The sequence below is a fragment of the Photobacterium andalusiense genome, from assembly GCF_900185625.1.
In the GTDB taxonomy this organism is placed as follows: domain Bacteria; phylum Pseudomonadota; class Gammaproteobacteria; order Enterobacterales; family Vibrionaceae; genus Photobacterium; species Photobacterium aquimaris.
Window position 1 is genome coordinate 533,895 of the sequence record NZ_FYAJ01000002.1, and the last position, 18,806, is coordinate 552,700.

The 18,806-nt window shown below is 35.0% G+C and carries 9 protein-coding genes and 1 pseudogene; 3 read left to right on the forward strand and 7 right to left on the reverse strand.

All coding sequences use genetic code 11. The annotated features are described in order from the left end of the window. Nucleotide 1: 1 nt before the first annotated feature. The 4 genes from PAND9192_RS07960 to PAND9192_RS07980 all read right to left on the reverse strand — a co-directional run bounded on the left by PAND9192_RS07960 (nt 2) and on the right by PAND9192_RS07980 (nt 5,068). A complete protein-coding gene (locus PAND9192_RS07960; RefSeq protein WP_087853311.1) occupies nt 2–688 on the reverse strand; it encodes a fimbrial chaperone in 687 nt (228 codons plus the stop codon). Nucleotides 689–701: 13 nt separating this feature from the next. Beyond that, complete coding sequence (gene pefC, locus PAND9192_RS07965; protein WP_087853312.1) at nt 702–3,107, reverse strand: PefC/AfrB family outer membrane usher protein; 2,406 nt, start codon at nt 3,105–3,107, stop codon at nt 702–704. A 63-nt stretch (nt 3,108–3,170) separates the two neighbouring features. Continuing rightward, nucleotides 3,171–3,704 carry a fimbrial protein gene (locus PAND9192_RS07970; protein WP_144018086.1) on the reverse strand — a complete coding sequence of 178 codons (534 nt, stop codon included), beginning with the start codon at nt 3,702–3,704 and terminating at the stop codon, nt 3,171–3,173. Between the two features lie 422 nt (nt 3,705–4,126). Beyond that, on the reverse strand, nt 4,127–5,068 hold the full coding sequence (locus tag PAND9192_RS07980; RefSeq protein WP_087853315.1) for a helix-turn-helix domain-containing protein: 942 nt from the start codon (nt 5,066–5,068) through the stop codon (nt 4,127–4,129). Between the two features lie 486 nt (nt 5,069–5,554). On the opposite strand from PAND9192_RS07980, the pseudogene PAND9192_RS20525 reads away from it, so the two are divergent. Then, a pseudogene (locus PAND9192_RS20525) lies at nt 5,555–5,794 on the forward strand (tyrosine-type recombinase/integrase); the annotation flags it as partial. A 13-nt stretch (nt 5,795–5,807) separates the two neighbouring features. Here PAND9192_RS20525 and PAND9192_RS07985 read toward each other — a convergent pair. Beyond that, nucleotides 5,808–6,212 (reverse strand): DUF6088 family protein, encoded by a 405-nt coding sequence (locus PAND9192_RS07985; RefSeq protein WP_087853316.1) that lies wholly within the window; start codon nt 6,210–6,212, stop codon nt 5,808–5,810. Nucleotides 6,213–6,407: 195 nt separating this feature from the next. Here PAND9192_RS07985 and PAND9192_RS07990 point away from each other — a divergent pair, with 195 nt between their 5' ends. After that, nucleotides 6,408–6,965 (forward strand): hypothetical protein, encoded by a 558-nt coding sequence (locus tag PAND9192_RS07990; protein ID WP_087853317.1) that lies wholly within the window; start codon nt 6,408–6,410, stop codon nt 6,963–6,965. A gap of 145 nt (nt 6,966–7,110) precedes the next feature. Next, a protein-coding gene (locus PAND9192_RS07995; RefSeq protein WP_087853318.1) for an IS3 family transposase occupies nt 7,111–8,255 on the forward strand; the annotation gives its coding sequence in 2 pieces (ribosomal slippage) (nt 7,111–7,375 and nt 7,375–8,255; 1,146 coding nt in all). Between the two features lie 608 nt (nt 8,256–8,863). Here PAND9192_RS07995 and PAND9192_RS08000 read toward each other — a convergent pair. Both PAND9192_RS08000 and PAND9192_RS08005 read right to left on the reverse strand, forming a co-directional pair. Next, the gene (locus PAND9192_RS08000) at nt 8,864–15,211 is read right to left on the reverse strand and encodes a DEAD/DEAH box helicase (protein ID WP_087853319.1); all 6,348 of its coding nucleotides are present in this window, start codon (nt 15,209–15,211) and stop codon (nt 8,864–8,866) included. Beyond that, nucleotides 15,212–18,520 (reverse strand): STY4851/ECs_5259 family protein, encoded by a 3,309-nt coding sequence (locus PAND9192_RS08005; RefSeq protein WP_087853320.1) that lies wholly within the window; start codon nt 18,518–18,520, stop codon nt 15,212–15,214. Nucleotides 18,521–18,806 lie beyond the last annotated feature (286 nt).

Below are 18,806 nucleotides of genomic sequence, written 5' to 3' on the forward strand. Positions count from 1 at the left end.
ATTATTTAACCTCATACTCATTAATAGCACCATAATCGTCAATAGCTTTTATAACTACTATTGATGTAGGTAATAATTTAATATCACTCAATAATATTGAGCTTTTAGGTGATACCATTCCAAGTTTATGGCTTAATTCCTTTTCTAATTTTATAGTTTTACCATCTACTTTTAGCTCTGTTATTGCAAAATAATATGGGGTTGGATTGTTTAATCTATAATATTTACCTTCTTTTACCAATTCCATTTTAGCTTCAGCATTTTCTCTTTTTTTTGCTATTGATATTGGCCGATAAATTAATTTAACTTGCGTATTAACAGCAACAACCATTACGTTATTTTTATCTTTATTTACAGGTGGAATTTCCTGAACGTTTAACCAAAAAATAGATTCTTTATCTTGAGGTAACTTGTCAGAAACTTTTATTATACGAACAACTTGTTTTTTTCCACCATCTACCTTAAAAAAAGATGGCATTGGCACAAATGCGACATCATCTTTAGGAATAAGTACATTTTCGACCCATACTTGACCTCCGTATGTTTCTTTTGATTCGTTAGAAATTTCAATGGAAATATTTTTACGTCCCTCTTCATAAATAAACCGTGTTCCATTTAAAATAAAAGCAGCGAAAGCTGAGTGTGAAAAAGTACAAAGCATTAATAATATTAATATTTTTATTCTCATAATTTTCTCTTATTTATTGACAACGAACATCTGTCACATAATTACTGCCAGGATTTATTCCCGTAATATTTAATCGACAAACTAAATTATCTTCTTTAACTTCTAAGAATTTTGGTGTTGACAACAACGTTGCAACTAAAATACCACCACTTGCCACAAATCCCGCATCAGTTCCCTCATTTGTTTTAACCTGTGTCCCCATATTAAAAGGTTTACCTTGTTTGTTTAACACCCTAAGTAAATAACGACTAACATTAATATATTTATAGTCTCTAACAATAATTGCTTTATTAGTAGGAACAACCTGATATGTACTATTTAATAACTCAACGTTTTCTGGAATATTATTAGTATCAATAGTAATATCATTACGTTGATAACTACTCAATGGTACAATAGTATTTCCCCATATATTTGTTGGAGATGAACCATTAAAATTGATATCATCTAGTTCATTAATATGGGCAATCGCAATTGTGTCATTTTGTTGTCTAGAATATGCAAATCCTACGCCTTTTGCACCAGCAACTGAACCAGAAATACTAGCGGATAGTGCTGTCGACTGTTCACTTTGAGAAATAGATAATCCTGTTTGTACCGCATCAAAACGAACACCAGTATATAACGATGCTGTTCGTTCATTTTTACCCACATTCACATTTAAATTATGATTAATATCATCATTTATTGAGAACGATATTCCACTATTAAATGATGTACCGTATAACGAATCATAACTCACACTACTATTTGAAAACTGATTTCTTCCCCATAAGTCAAATGGAATACTAACACTTAAAGAAGTGTTATATTGTGATCCAGTTGAGCCTGATTTTGTATAAGAACCACCTAATCCAAGAGATATATTTCCAACCGTTGTCGATAACGACAAACTTGCTCCTATATCGCGATTTTTACCATTACGGTAATTTTGCGCCCAACCTGATATATTTAAATATGCAGATTCAAGACGCTGAGTAACAATAGCTTCGTAACGACTATGTTTATCACCATCACTATGAATATTTTGAGGATTAAAGCTACTAAAATCGTTATATCCTCTACCTGTATAGCGATATGTTAATAACTGAAGATTCGTATCTTGGCCAAAATCTTTTGCATATTGGAATATTGCACTTATACCTTTTTGATTTTTTTTCAAAAAAGATTGTTGTACAGTGTCTTCGTAATGACTCCAAGCCATATTTAAGCTAGTTGAAATAGCACCAAAGTCACCAATTGGTAATGTAATACCAGAACCAATACTTTGATACTGACGATGTATTATTGAGGCAACATTAACTGTACCAAAATCTAAACCATAATCTAACGAAGCTAACCCAAATATACCTTCTATTTGACTTGAATTTTCTCGAATACCTGTTGCAAAGTTATAATTAAAATCATCATCGCGTAGTAATGTAGGCATTGCTGTGACTGGATAAGTTCTTGTAGAAATCGTTCCATTATCATTTTCAACAGTTACTGTAATATCACCATTAGACACAGGTGATATGTCTGTTAATGAATATGGTCCTGCTGGCAGTGTCTTTGAATATAAAACATAACTACCTTGCTTTACCGTTATACGCGAATTTCCATTTAATACCCCATCAATAATTGGAGCATAACCACGAGCACTCCACGGCACCATCGCTGAATTAGACCGTAAAGATACACCATAAAAAGAAAAATCAGGTAAGATAGTAGAATGAGAAAAGCTCTTACCAATAGTTAAATCACCTCGTACTGACTGTATTGCGGTTGATAATGTTAAATCTGGGGATGTAAAGCCATCATTATCTGTACCACTGGTTTTTGCTGATAAAACCCATAAGCCATAATTAGCATTAAAATCAATATTTCCATAAATATTTTCAGTATCAGGTATTGAGCCATAACCAAAACTTTTATTACCATTAATTGCATAATTTAAGCGAAAACCAGGTGTACCATAATCCCAATCTTTTTGTTGGGTACCATTTAACAATACAATTTGTGGTAAATTTAACTTTAAAGATTGTTGCCCATAATCAAAGGTTATTTTTCCACCTTTAATACGACTAAAGTCATAACATTGACGTGTAATATTAAATGTCGCGTTCATCTTTTCAAAATTAATAGGCAAATTTAGTTGTGTCAACCAGCTTGATGATAAACATAACGTTTCTTTATCATCAGTTGTTATTGTTAATGCCTGTCGTCCAGTTTTTTGACCATTAAAAAATACATCAATAAGATATTGTCCAGGAACATTCCCTGATGACTGTTTAAGGACATCAGGAATTTGAGTACCTTGCCCTTGAACAAATGAGAAATCTAACTCAGATTGAGCATAGAGAGGTTTAAAAAAAACAAAATTAATAATGGCAAAGAATATGATCTTTTTTATTTGTCTATTCTTAAGCGTGTATTTCATAAAACCCCATAACTAAAGGGCCTTATTAATAATAAGGCCTTTATTACTGATTACAAATAATGCTTATTTATAAGCAACAGCAAATTTAGCAGCAGAAATCACAGTACCGGCTGTTGCATCAGCACCTGTTTTTACTAATTGAGCTTTAAATGGTAATTTACCACCAGCAGCATCTGCTGCTGCATATTGTACAGTTTCATAAAAAGCACTAAATGCTTTGTTATTTTTATCCATTAGTTTAACTGCAGTATTTGTCGCTGTACCTGTATTCTGTAAACCCATTGCATCCCATAAGCCTGTTGCCGGAATCCAAGAAACATCAACAGATTTTCCCGCTTCAACTTCGCATGCTTCACCATTTGCTTTCTTTCCTACTAATAAGAAATCAACAATTGGAGTTGTACCAGCATTCACAACATCGATGGCACTTGTACCAAGATCAATCGTATTATTTTGAGCACCATTTTGCTCACCAATAAAATCACAAGTAGTATCAAATACCGACCCTACAAAATTAATTGTTCCAGTATTCGCAAATGCAGAACTTGAAACAAGGGTACTCAAAAGAACAGCTGCAAAAGTGATTTTCGTTTTCATGTTTAATTCCATTTTAAATATATTATTAATAAAAATCATCCTGACTACTATCATCATCCTGATTCCTTTTTTGTGTTAATGAACACAAAAAAGGAATCAGGATAAAAATTAACTATTTTTATATTCATTACTCTCATTATATTTATATTACAAACAACTATTACTAATATATCCTTTATCTATGGCTATTATTTAAATCTTCATATACACATTCAAAATCAATAAGTAATGATTCATAAATAAATAACAACTCATCCCGAAGATACTTATCATCATCACAAACTGCTTGAATTAACTGGTATCGAATATTATCCATTTTTGTTTTAAGAAAAGTTGCACGTTTCTTCTTTTTATAAATAGTAAATAATTTATTTATTATCACATCAACTACTAACATAAGAGGGTTATTTATTATAATAAATCTAACTTGTTATTTTCTTTATCCTCTGTACTCTTCGGTACTCAGATAAAGACATATGATGTATTTTTTTAAATTGAATATTTGCATTTGCTACAGTTTTAAACCCACAATCAAAACATATCTTATTTATTGTTTTATTTCCCTCACTCAATAATTTAATAGCAAGAGCATCTACTCTAGATTGTTTTAAAACAACTCTGAATGAAGTTCCATTTTTATAAAAAACTTTTTGTGCTTTGCTTTTTGACATATGAAGTTCGGATGCAATAAAGTTTAAACATAATTCTGAGTTCCCAATATTCATTCTAATTAAACTTATCATTTTTTTGAATTCAGATTCGCTCTTTGTTACTAGATTGACAACATCATTTTCATATAATGCTATTGCTAACAAACTAGTAATAGCTGCTAATTTCACTTTCACTTGATTGTCATAATTAAACAATCCAAGAATTAACTCTATCAAAACATCATCGTATCTAGTATTTTTTATTGAGCAAATATTATTTACAAATACATTCTTACCAACACAAAGAAAAGATTTTGGTAATAAAAAGTACACAACATCAGTTTCAATATGAAACTCATATTTAAATGGTTTATTACAATCGAAGATTATAAATCCGCCATTTTGTAGCACCCCTTTACCCCTATCATTACACCATGTGATTTTATTTCTTGAATAAACAAAATAAACAAAATCTTTTTTATTAGAGAAATCACACTGAATAATGTGAGGTGTCACTCTAGATGAAACAATATAGCATCCATCTTCATACTCAATAATATGAGATAAAATATTAATCTCGCTACTTTTAGATGTACTTATAAAACAAGGAAAAAAAAATTTCTCCATAAAATCTGATAAATCTGTACAAGATAATATATTTAAACGTAGAGATAACTTTTCTTTATTCGGTATAGGCAAAGATATAATTGGCATAATTCACTCCATCGAGAATAAAACACACACAATATATTTACTATAACTAACACAATAAATATTTCGCTTAATAAAAGCCTCTTCTTTATCTGAAATATTTATTACTTAGCTATAATCAGCCAATTGCATTTAGTATGCTTTATTGCAATATCTTCCTTAATTAATAACAAATAACCATACTTAAATTCGATGGGGTCATTAGACACTAAACAATGAACTTATATCAATACCTTTACATAACATATGCGCATTTGGGCACTAAAGTGTGAGTATTATTATGCTTTTCGCCTTCTTTTTGTACTATTAAATATCCATTCACAACAATATCATAAGCATATAGTTGCACATCAATGTCAATTATAAGGATAATATCCTGCTTAAGAATTCAATCTAATTTAAGATAAATGGATGTATAATGATGACTTACTTTGTAAGTAATATTCAAATAATTATGCAACCTTTACAGCGAATACTACTGTTCTGTTTAGTCTAGTATTAAAAGATGAATTAGTCGCTCATGGGCTGCGTTCAGTCGCTTCTACCGCCCTTCATGAACAAGGTTTTGATAGTTTGCTTATTGAAGCGTGTTTATCACATGCAGATCAAAATGAAGTAAGGGCAAGTTACAACCGCTCTGATTATTTAGAGCAACGTAAAGAGATTATAGGCTGGTGGAGTGCATATATAGAAGAAGCCGCACAAGGCAGCTTCTTCATGAGTAAATAATAGTTTTTCATCTTTAGCTTGGAGAATGAAGTACTCGACGACCAATAACCAATCGACGATTAAATTGTTTTTTGTTCCACGAGTAATTTACTGAAGATGGTATTTGAGTGCTTCCACCAGCAAAACTTTGTAAAGATAAAGAGTCCATTTCAAAATCTACGCCCTTCATTTTAAGAATTTCACGCATAAGTGCGTCCGTTCCACCTGGATGAGTTGGCATCAATTTACCAGTAAGGCTATTTAATCTCGCTTTTGCATACAAACCATAGCCCAGCCTTATCAATTCACGTTTATCGATCAATTTATTAAGCGCTCGACCTACTTGAGAGTAACTCGCAATATTTTCAAAATCTTTACGTTCAAAAACATAACGCCTAGAACGTTTGATGTTCAAAGAAATACGCTCTGCTGCTGTCATGTAGCTCCTCATATAAAAATGGTTTTAGTATCACACTAATCGTCAATGGCACAGCGACCTTATGTTATTTTAACAACATGATTAAAGCGATATTACCGCATCAATAAAAACCGGGGTTAAAAACACCGTTCACAACCAGACTAAATTCTAATCATCAAAGATGAAAAATACTTAACTTTATTTGGAAGAAACGGCATGAGTAATATAAATACATCAAACATTATAAACTGGTACCAAAAACGTCATCCTGATTGGCAATTAGATAATAATAATGATCCAATTGCTAACGAAACCAAAAGAATGATTGATGATTATAAAACACAAATCCTAATACCTATTGAACAGCATTTTGGTCTCACAACTATTACCTATGGCTTCACATCTTTTGAACTCTATAAAAAAGTACAAAAATTATCTCCTCAACATACAGCACCCACTTTAGATCAACACACAAGCCATGAAGTAAATAATCGAGGCAACCTTATATGCAAACGTGGAGGCTTAGCCTGTGATTTTATCGTCAAGGGATTTGAAGAAAATATGGGCGTTATTGCAAAATATATCGTGCAGCACTTACCCTTTGACCGCATTTACTTCTATGGCAATAATAAACCACTCCATGTCAGCATTGGCTCAGACAATAGCCAATTTATTCAATACATGTTGCCATCACCAAAAACAGGCTTACGTTACCCTGGAAAAAGATATAATAAAGATAACTACTTAACCGCAGAATTTAAGGATGAAAGATGAATGCAACGCTATTTAAAGAACTCATATCACAACTAAAAGTAGGCAAACAATTACCTGACGCTGTATATCTTCATAATGTTGTGGCTTAATGAACTTGTACACCTAAATAGGATAAAATACTCTTAATATCAAAATGGTGTACATAATGAAAAAAGCTCGAACAACTTATTCAGTCGCATTCAAGCACGATGCTGCTAATTTAGTCCTAAATAAAGGCTACACAATACAAGAAGCATGTAATGCTGTTGGTGTCGAATATACAGCAATGAGTCGCTGGGTTGCTCAGCTAAAGCAAGAACATGGTGGAATAACACCAACCTCAAAAGCCATGACACCAGAACAAAAACGCATTCAAGAGCTCGAAGCAAAAATTAAACAGATTGAGTGGGAGAACGATATTCTAAAAAAAGCTTCCGCTCTTTTAATGCAGGGCAGCATCAAACGATAGATTTGATTGCAGCATTATCAAAAGAGCCTCATTCGATAAAGCCACTATGTAAGCTATTTAGAATACCTCGTAATAGCTACCACTATCGACTTAAAAATCGCGGTATTGTTACGTCTGAAAAAGCATTACTTCGTCAAAAAGTTGTTGATATTCATAGTCGTAGTAGAGGCTCTGCGGGGGCAAGGACAATAGCTGGTCAACTTACCCAAGAGGGTGAAAATGTTGGTCGTTATAAAGCTGCTAGCTTAATGAAAGAGCTCGATATTATAAGTAAACAGCCGAATAAACATAAATATAAAATATCAGAAGATGTCTCTAAAATTGCCCCGAATTTATTAAATCGAAAATTTAATGTTAAAGCACCAAATCAAGTTTGGTGTGGCGACGTGACATACGTTTGGGCGGGTAATAAATGGTTATATTTAGCCGCTGTTATGGATCTCTTTGCTCGAAGAATTGTGGGTTGGGCCTGCTCAGATAGCCCAAACAGTGATTTAACTACTGCTGCACTCCGAATGGCTTATGAAAGTCGTGGTCGACCACAAAATGTGATGTTTCATTCAGATCAAGGTTGCCACTACACCAGCTTTCAATTCAGGCAAACATTATGGAAATACCAATTAACTCAAAGTATGAGTCGACGTGGGAATTGTTGGGATAATGCCCCAATGGAACGTTTTTTTAGAAGTTTTAAAACGGAGTGGATGCCCAAAGAGTGCTATAACAATTATGCTGAAGCAGAAAGGGACACGCTCAAATATATATTACAACATTACAACACTAAGCGGGGCCATAGTTATAACAACTATTTATCGCCAGTGATGATGGAAGCAGCCGCTTAACTTAAACACCTATCAAGGTGTACAGTTTTACCTGACCACTTCAATTTCCCCAACCGATATATCGACAACGTATCCATCATTTCGCATAACTCGCAACACATTATAACTCAAAGTAATAAATGTATAATTTTGATAACTCGATTTTAGCTTCATAATATTTAATAGAGTAACATATTTATAGATTGCAATATTATATCACCACTTAATTAATATAATTAAAAAATAAATCTTTTTTAAATAGCTTAAAGTGTTAATTAGATACTATATAAACATAGTTTTCATATTTAGATTGAAGAATAAATTCCTCGCCGACTAATGACCAATCGACAATTAAATTGTTTTTTGTTCCACAGGTATTTACGTACTTCCACTAGCATTAATTAAAATATATTTACATTAAAAAATAACAGCTCAAACGCTTATCTTTTAATAAATACGATCAAAAGTTGTATGTAGTCTATAGTTTCATAGAAAAGCGAGGCTAAATTAGCCTCGCTTAAAATATTAAATGTTACTCTGGCATATATAAACTAATATTAATTAACTTCTATAACATACCTCATTTATGCCGCTTCTTAAATTTTTTATCTTATTAACAGTCGACATACTTAAAATGCATTAACGGCAACCCAAGTTGACCAATTAGCGCTATTAGACACATTCGCCAACTTATACACCTCAATCAACCTTTTTATCTGATCGTACGTATCTCTCATAAAATCAAATCTATGCATTCCATTCTCAAGATCTAATCGCCAATATCCAAGACCTTGATCTAAAGTAACCTCAACGACATCGCCAGTAGAAAAATACAATCTTATTGCTCTTCGGTGCGGGACTTCTCGTTTGTCATTAATTATATTGACGTCTACTTTTTTTCCCACCATATGAGTCAACCAAGCACTAAAAATTTCTTCGTAGTCATAACGATCATCCCAATCATGGTTAACTGCAAAATGATTCCTATTTTGCTCATCAAAACAAGTACTGACTTCTATATTGCAATCTGATGTTCCTCGAAGAACTTTGAGTATCTCGGCCAGTAATAATAAAGAAGCTGGGCTTTGAAGATATCGGTCTGAATACGAAATATTCTTCAAGGTACTTTCTTTAAGCAACTTTGCTAATCGCTGATCTTTACTTTCCAATAGATTTACAAAACTTCTCCCGAAATTTGATAACCGTCCATTTAATTCAGTGGCTATATCAATATGCATAGCTCCTAATAGATGAATTGGCTCCACAGAGTCTAATTCAAAAGGCGTTGTCTCAATTTCTGGTTCACTATAAGAAATGATGGAGATGTCATCTGCAGTAAGCCAATGATCTCCTGGGATAGTTGCTTTGATATCAAGGTTGGCCAACGTTAACCAACCATTACTTGTTAAGCCTTGGAAAATAATCGCCCCACACTCTTTCCCATATCTCAGCTGAACCCCTATTTTTTGTATTTCCCTTAAGAAAGTTACAATTTCTTCAGTAAACTCAACTTTAGGCACGACTATTGAAACAGTGATATTTTTCGCTAATAATTCATGTAATTTAGATTTCATCAAGACAAGAGACGTATCCCAATTTTCGATTTCAGAAGAAAGAATAAATAAACATACTGATACCTTTTCATTAAGTAAATCAAACAATTGAGCTTCAATAGTCTGCGGGCAGTATTTGCCATCTTCAATAAGATTTTTGTGTTTAGTCGCAAGCGATACATAATGCTTAAAATCTTCTCCTAACCATTCTATGGCTAACATGCGATCGAGCTTTTCTGTATCGTGTTTCGAATCTGACTCTAAAAGACATTCAGGGCAGAAAGCATCGCACTGTCTTCTACAATTAAGTTTTTCAAGTAATCCGTTCAGGATTTCAGAAATAAAATATGGCGCTTTGGTTGCAAATCCAGCTCCCCCTCCAACACTATCAAATAACTGCAGCGCTAATGCATGTTGACCATCGCCGATTATTGTTGGCCTAACACTATACTGAACCTCGTTTGTAGATACACCAAGTTGCTCGACTAAGCACTTTCGTAACACTACAGCCAAAGTAGTTGCTATTTTCCGCCCCTGAACATTATCAGGTATGTATTCACCTGTTTTCGGATTCTTAATAACTAATTCAAAGACATCTGTTCGAGAATTTATACCCAAATGAATCGGGTACATTATCTTGGAAGCCCCATCACAATCAGCATGTCGACCAACTTCATCCTTATCAAATTTACTTGGGCGTGGTGGTTTATGCATTTTTTCCAAGTTAAGCGCCTTTGGCAATTCACCTTTCACGGTTATTGACTCAGCACGGCCACAAGCCATACATAACGCATATCCTTTACCTGCAAGACCAGAACTATGATGGAAGACCTTACCATCGCTATCTGCCACCATATAACCAAGTGCTGGTATCGGTAGTGGTGTTGGTGTACCCGAGGCAATAACCCAAGAAGGTTGAACGGGGACATAAATATTATTGGAGATATTATTTGTTGGTTCTCGGTAATAATCAGTAACAAAACCAGTGGGTTGAATTACTTTCTTTCGACAATCATCTATATTTGAATCTTTATCATCAAAATTCTTTGGAATAACTTTTCCACAAGCAATATTTGTACACACCAAATTATTCGAATCGGATTGTGTTTCTAGATCTGTTTCATATCCTGTCTGACCACAATTAGGACAACGCCAAGCTAAATCAAACTTCTGAGAATCCTTTGCGCCATCAACGTGAATTTTTTGCCAATTCAGTGAAATTCCAGCTGACTTATGTACTCTGCCATCAAGTACGATTTCTGAACCGGGGGCGTACTCTCGAATTGCCACAGCCAAATTACGACTTGGCAAACCTCGATTGATAGAAACATTATCTTCTCGATCAAGTTTATTTAGTTTCCTAAATTGAAACTGCCTTCTAAAGTCGACGATATTATCAGTATCTAAACTGACGACATCAGTAGGGAATCCATATCCAGGAAGGAACGCTCTTGTTGCTAAATCCCGAAGTAAATATTCTCGACATAAACGGGACTTATCACTATTTAGCTTATAAGCATAAGGGCCTTCTGGATCAGTCCCCATCAATTCATTTTCAATATATTGATACTCTTTTACCCACTGCTTAGTGATTTCCTCTATTTTTAGAGCTGAGTGCTTACAAATTAGTGCCAAAGGAGAATTTCTCAACGCTGTACCTTTAACTAAAATAGTTAAGGATGATTGCAACTGCTTATCACACGTTTTTGCCCAATTAATGTAGCGTTCTGCTATAGATTTTTCATCATTAACCTTTGAATTAAACCATTCAAGATCTAAGTTAAATTTTTCTTTGCTTGTCAAACCAATTTCTTCAATTAAAAATCGGCCCATCAAATATGAATTCACATGTCGCTGCACCAATTTCTCAGAAGAAAATTCAACATGCGGAGCAGGAATAATTGTAGTAAATGGCCATTTTGGGTTATTAAAAACTAACGTATCATGAGGATTATTTTTACATAGCGTATAACTTATCGCTCTAGACTCTTTCGAACGACCAGCTCGACCAGCTCTCTGAAGATAATTCGCTGGATGTGGCGGTACATTATTCATCACTACTGCAGTAATCCCGCCGATATCAACCCCCATTTCCATTGTTGTTGAACAATTAAGGACGTTTTTCCTACCAGCTTTAAACTCATCCTCATAGATTTTTAGTCGCTCAGCTGATTGTTGTGCAGAATGCTCAGCTGAAGCATAGTAAAAGCCCCCCTCTACTGTTCGGTCATTAATATCTGTCCACAAATTCTGTTCTCTGAGTGCTTTAACTTCTGATGAGTTTGCAATATCTTTACGCGTTAAGATCAGTGAGAGTAAGAAATCATCACTCCCTTCAAAAGACCATACTGCGGGAAGATTCACTTTTTCACACAAATTGTCATTTAATTGACCTTTAAACGGAATATAAGGAGTGATCCCTTTAAACGTTGTATCCAATAGTTTATTTGTAATCGGGCATATGTAAGCCGAATTCATTAATGAAAAACTAACATTAGACAAATTCAAGCTATATTGTTTATCTGCTGTTAAATCTTGCAATATTTTTGAGCGTGTTAGTGCATTCCAAGCAGAAATCAACCATCCATTAATAGTATCTTCTCCTGACTTACTCGTAACATCTATTCCTGTAGCAACAGTAAGCAGAGTGATTATACGTTGTTGACGCTTACTATCTTTGCGTACTATCGGCCAACTTTTCGCTCTATTTTCATCAGCATCACTCGCATCAGGTCCTAATAAGGTTTTTGGGGAAAAGTGCATACCGATCCAACGAATCCATTCGCGATCAATTGTTATATAAAAATTTTCACGTACAAAAAAATCCAAACAAACTTTAAGGTAATCGCGCCAATCCTTTAGCGTTAAACCGTAGATTGCCCAAAGCTCTGGTATAACATCGATTTCTTCCAATGCTGGGTAAACAATTTTAACCAATCCCTGAGTCTCTAGACTGTTTCTATTTTTTGGACGTCTAGCAAACTCCCTTGTAAGCAGCATTTTCGTTAGTCTTAACGGACCTGTCGAATTATCAAATATTTCTGGTGATAAACGTTTATTTTCTTTTAACATTGATTCTTTTAAATCATTATCTTGCTTAATAACATCAGTAAGTTCAGACCACGAAATAGTTTGAGGCAAAGGTACTGCAACCGAGTTACTGGCAATATCAATATATTCTTTTAATGCCTTAGCATCTTCAGGCATAGATTGTTCGATGGATGGCAACATGAGTTGTAGTTTTTCGATAGGCATACTCAAGTAGTCTTTCACACGATCAAGTAAAGTTTCATCTATAGCAATTTTATTTTCGACGTGTCTGCGAAGTTCCTTAAATACTAACCCTCTTAACCTCGACCTTTCTGCTTCTTGCTGCATTCGAATTGACATTTTTGCAGTTCCTTGTCGGCTATCGGTAAAAGTAATTAACCGTCGACCTCGACCAGGTACAGAATTAGGGCCTATTTTTGATTCTTTATCCACATCTATATCAGGACAATATTCCAGTACTGTTGGTACCACGTTTGCTATATAAAATGGCGCACCTAACAACCCTCTTCTTAAGGCTTTACTGTACTGACTTCTTCCTGAATACCCGCATTCACAGCACTGCTGTTTTTCACATATCGACTTCGTCAACTGAATTGAGCTTTTATCCAAAAACTGCTCTTGGCCAATAATGTCAAAACCTGTTAATAGATACTCATCGCTTTGCTTTGCCCCTATAACAACTTGGGCATTACTTACTGTTATTTTTTCAGAGTTATGGGTAGATCGTACATCGTCTATTTCTTTTTCTTCTTCATCAAGCAACGAAAACTCATCATTTATTTTTCCAGTCCATTGTTGCAATTGACCATTTTGGTCAACTGCCAGTAAATGAGGTTCATTACATTCATTACAAAATGCCAATTCAAATACTTTTGCTCCGCAATGACATTTTTGACGATGTTCGCTATAAACAAATCCAAATGGCCAAGCACCGTTTAATTTAGATTGTTTTTTATTTGAACAATTGGGATCAATACAGCACCATAAACCATGCAATGTCCGTTGGAAATAATGAGCTCTAAGTTTTAAAAATGCCTCACTTTTGTACGTACGTTTTGTCCCTGTACATATATCTAACCATCGATTTAATTCATCTTCTCTCAAATCGTAACAACTTAATTTATCAAGTAATTCAGCATAATGTACCGGACCTATATTGTCGCCAGCTAACAACTCTCGTATTTTTACAGCTAAAGGAGAACCCGCTAAGGCAGAATATCTACATTCTGATACTTCAGGATCTTGCTGTTGTTTACGATTTATCGGTTGTTCGCCTTCAGGTTCTATTGCTTCTATTTCTGTAATAGTTAAATTTTCTAGCTTTACTTTAGGCAAATTAGGAACAACTCGCCTTCCCCCAATGACGGCTACCTGCTCTACGTCAACATTCGCTAACTTCGCAAGATATTTTTTGAGTTGAGTTTCAGCCTTAGCCCCCGCGATAGTTGCAGAAGTAGCAACAAAACGAATATTCTCAGGCTTAACATCAAAAGCCTGCATAACTCTTCTTAGCTGCAGTGCAAGTTCAGCTGCTTGTGAACCAATATATGTATGTGCTTCATCAAGTACGATCCACCGCAGCTTACCTTGTGATTTTTGGATAATAGGTGCATCAGCTTGCCTTACTAACATATACTCCAGCATGGTTCCATTGGTCACCAAAATAGGAGCTGGATTTTCTCGCATTAACTTTCTTGAAAGAACTTCCTGAGGTTGTTTTTTTTGTCTTTGTCTATCTTGGGCTTTAAGCTCATTAGGGGTATTTCCGTTATACAAACAAAAACGAATATCACGATTAAAGTGCCGCGTCCAAGCATTTAGTCGTTCTTTCTGCGAGTTTATTAAGGCATTCAAAGGATATAAAAATAACGCTCTTACTCCCGTTAGAGAACTGTTTGTCCGTTGTGTTTCACGATACAAATCTTCAAGTACTGGTACCATAAAACATTCAGTTTTACCCGAACCAGTACCACTGGTGATAATTTGAGATTGAGGACAGGGATCAAGTAAGCCTCTCCATGCTTCTAATTGATGTTTATATGGTTTTATCTCTCGACTCAACACATACTTACACTTACAGCTACTGTCTTTTTTACAACCATCTTTATGCGGTGTAACATCTAACGCATCGAGTAATACCGGGCTAAGTAAATTATTATGTTCAGGAGTAGAAAGATCTTCTATCGTCACTTCATCTATTTCCCAAGAGAACATTTGCTCAAAGACAGGGCCATGAACAAACTTTTCATCCGTTTCCATCTGCTCACTTAAATGATTTCTAAGAGCTGGATTACTGATCCCCAAAACACTTAAAGTTGATTCTTTTGCACGACTATTAGCTTGTTGTTTTAGAGTGGAAAAATATTGCTTCATTCAAACATCCTCTTGAGCAAATACGCATAATGCACTTTGAAATACTGGATTAAACCAATGACGGTCAAACTCAACAATTTGTCGCAAATGGAAATAATCTATGGGATAAAGCGTTGATGACAGTTCTTCTAATTGAGCTTTCCCACACGCTACTGCAGCTGAAAAAATAGGAAAATAAAGAACACTCTTATGGAATCCACGAATGATTTCAAAATGAATAAGCTCACTACAGTGTTTTTTGCACCATGTTTCTAATTCAACACTAAATGCTATTGGCCATTCGCGGTCAGATAAATGAAGACGTATTAAATCTTGACTCCAAGCAGGAAGACAGAATTGAAATACAGCTGATAATTGCGTTTCATGCCGAGTAAATTGTTCAGTGACTAACGCTCGGCATTGTTTATCAAACAGTGGAGTAAATTCAGAAAGCATTTTTAATTTACTCTTTACTTTGTTATCCACTACATTGTCAGGTAACCCTATACTTAATAACATCTGACGGAACTTAGTAATATGCGACTGCCAAATACTCAGCGGTATAAGCTCCCAAATAACATTGAATTCAACTTTCAAACGCTCCATTAATTGAACAGGGTTATCTGCTTTAAACGCTAATGCAGATAAACAAGCAGTATGTTTTACTATTGCTTTCCATACTTCAAAAGTAGCCATTGGTAGATGCGAATAATTATTAAACAAATCATTAACAAATCGCCAACTGCTATGATTAAAATCATTCACTAGTATTGGGAGCACATCGGCAATTGCGTTAGGATTAGTTACAGGATGAAAAACAGTAACGGCTTTGTTTAGAGTTTTAATCTCACTAACAGACTTAAGTGACACATTGCCAGGAATAAATCTCGCGCGAAAGGCTAATTGACTATTGTTTGAAGGAACGATTAACGCTGGCTGAGATAATTTTGTATTGAATTCAAATACACCAGTGACTACACCATTAGAGCACCTTTCCACTAGTGGATGTGGTTTTTCTGCAGGATCAGCCAAATTAATTAATTCTGGCTTAATAACGAGATCTTTTTCCAGTTTTATATTAAAACTCACAGTCTCATTGAACTGTTGAGTTTCTATTGCATATCGTCCAATAATCGTTTGTTGCTCTCTACACCCCGAGCCCCCGATAACCATTCGAATTTCATCATCCAACTCACCAGATGCTGCTAGTAGTTCTCGAATTCTATGGCGAAACTCATATAAACTGACCTCTAGGACTTTATCTGTAACCTTGTACTCCCAATAATAAGATGCATCACGAGACCTCATAGGCCCTTTTAACTCAATATGATAATTTGCCGCTACATCTATACGAGGGAAAAACTGAATACGTGCACCTAATAGGTCATCGATAGTGATTCTATTGGCTAAGCTGATACCATGTTTATCAAAGATTAACGCTCCTGAAGCAGGAAAAGGAACTCTAACTTTAATTGGATCAGCCATCAAGTTAGCGCTAATGGAAAGAATCACATCTGCTGGTGGTGAGCCTTCTGCTGTCACTGTAATTCTTTTTCCACCAGCTATATTTGTTTGTTTATAAACTACCTGCTTCCCTTCTATCGATACAAAAAAATTTCGTTCACAATAAAGATCAAAGTAACCACTATTCGCTTGTTTAGATGGTCTTAGATCAAGACGGAATGACTGCGGAAGAATAGCAAGTCGTTTACGAAGTATTGTACGATTTCCACTAGCCTTTAAACGCACAGATTGAATACCAAACACTCCCGCTTGATGAGCTTCGCTCAGTGGTTTATTAGCTATCCACAATTCAGTTTTTGCTTCTTGACTAGTGATCGTTGGTAAGCCTAAATAGATTGGCTGTCCTGTATCTGAGTAATACTGTAATTTTGTGCCTCTAACACTCACTTGATCAGCTAATACTGCCGACTGACGCGTTGATATTACATACGTATCATGCTCATCATCTTCAATACCATAATCAACCTTAATTTCTCCACTAAACTCGACAAACTGATAATCATCTGCAGTTACTAACGTGCACAACTCTGGTAATTCAGCAGTGTAGGCTGCATCTTTTCGCAAAATAGCTTTGAGTTGATCTGCTTTAACACTAATACTTCCTTGACCTACAACCCAGTCATACTCACCATCGGACTTAACTACAATAGGCATTTCATTAATAGCTAAATCAGAATTAGGGATAACTTCTCGATGAAGTTCTACACCCGCTTGTAATACCACCAAATACAGCTCTTGCTCTATAGCTTGTCGACGAAACTCACAAGCAGGAGTTCTCAAAATAATCTTAGTTTTTTCATCTTCAAAAGTTGTATGCCCTGTGCCTAACTCTGCAATTACACGATTGCCTTCTTGTATAAATAATTCAACTCGACTGTTAATCAATGCTTGGCGTTGAAAAGGCATTGATATCGCCTTTATCAATTTAACTTGAGTAACAAAACCTAAATCATCATTTAAAACAAGCCTCTGCCTACAAACAACGCGTTTTGTTTGTTGTAACTTGTCTCTTCGCTGCACGGAAGCAGATTTAAGCAAGCCTGTAAGAAATTCACTTCCAGTATCAGCATCAAGCGGAATTGGAAATAAATCTCTCCAATTGGGTAATTGGTTATCTAAGTGATTAGCTGGTTGTTCTTGTTGCTGGAGATTGTATTCGTCAGTTAATCGTAGTAATAGCTCTGCCATATTAGTAATAAGATCAACTGTTGTCTCTTGCCTAAATGCCTCAGGTAAATGTTCAAGACCTTCTGATACTAATTGAAATGGCGATTGACCAAATGCCTGTGCATCATCAAAAGCCCTCAGAATTCGTTTAAATATAATCTGAAATCGACCGCCTTCACTCGCGAGCAATCCATACGGTAAGCCCCCCTCTCGAAACACGGAACCAAGAAAGCTATGTCGTTCGTCATTGTATTGGCTAACAGTACGTAACCAATAGTTAAAGCCAGTTTTTATGACTTTACTGCGTTGATTTGCATCTAATTCAAACTCTAAACTTCTTGATATACCGCTCCAACTCCAACCACCTTGATATTCTCGGCGATACCACTCAGCACTGAATAAACAGAAAGCTGCACACCAGTGACGGTCTTCATACAATCTTTTCGGTAAAAATTTCGTTTTTAAACTAGTTCGCAAATGTTTATATTCTGATTCTGATAGTTGATATGTAAATAGAGGTTGACCCGTTGGATGGGATAGTTCACGTTGTATAAATATCGTACGTAAACAATCATGAGCGGAGATAACTGTGGGGATTATATCTGTAGGTTTGAACTTGCCTCTGAGCGTAGTATCCATCGATAACCTAACCTTATTATCTAGCCTTAAGTTTAAAATTTATGAAATGGTTCGTATTAGATTACTTTTTATATAATCCAATACATTACAACAAACATAAAACCAGCTAACAACTTGATTTAATAAGGAATAGAGAGGTTTTGGTCACACTTCAGCATGTAAATTTAATGACCAAATGATAACTTATTTTCAAATTAGATTTATCATTGAATTACTACTAACTAAAGCAGTGTATATCATTAGTGAAGAGCTAGCGCTAAATACATCAGAGAAGCCGCACAAAGCC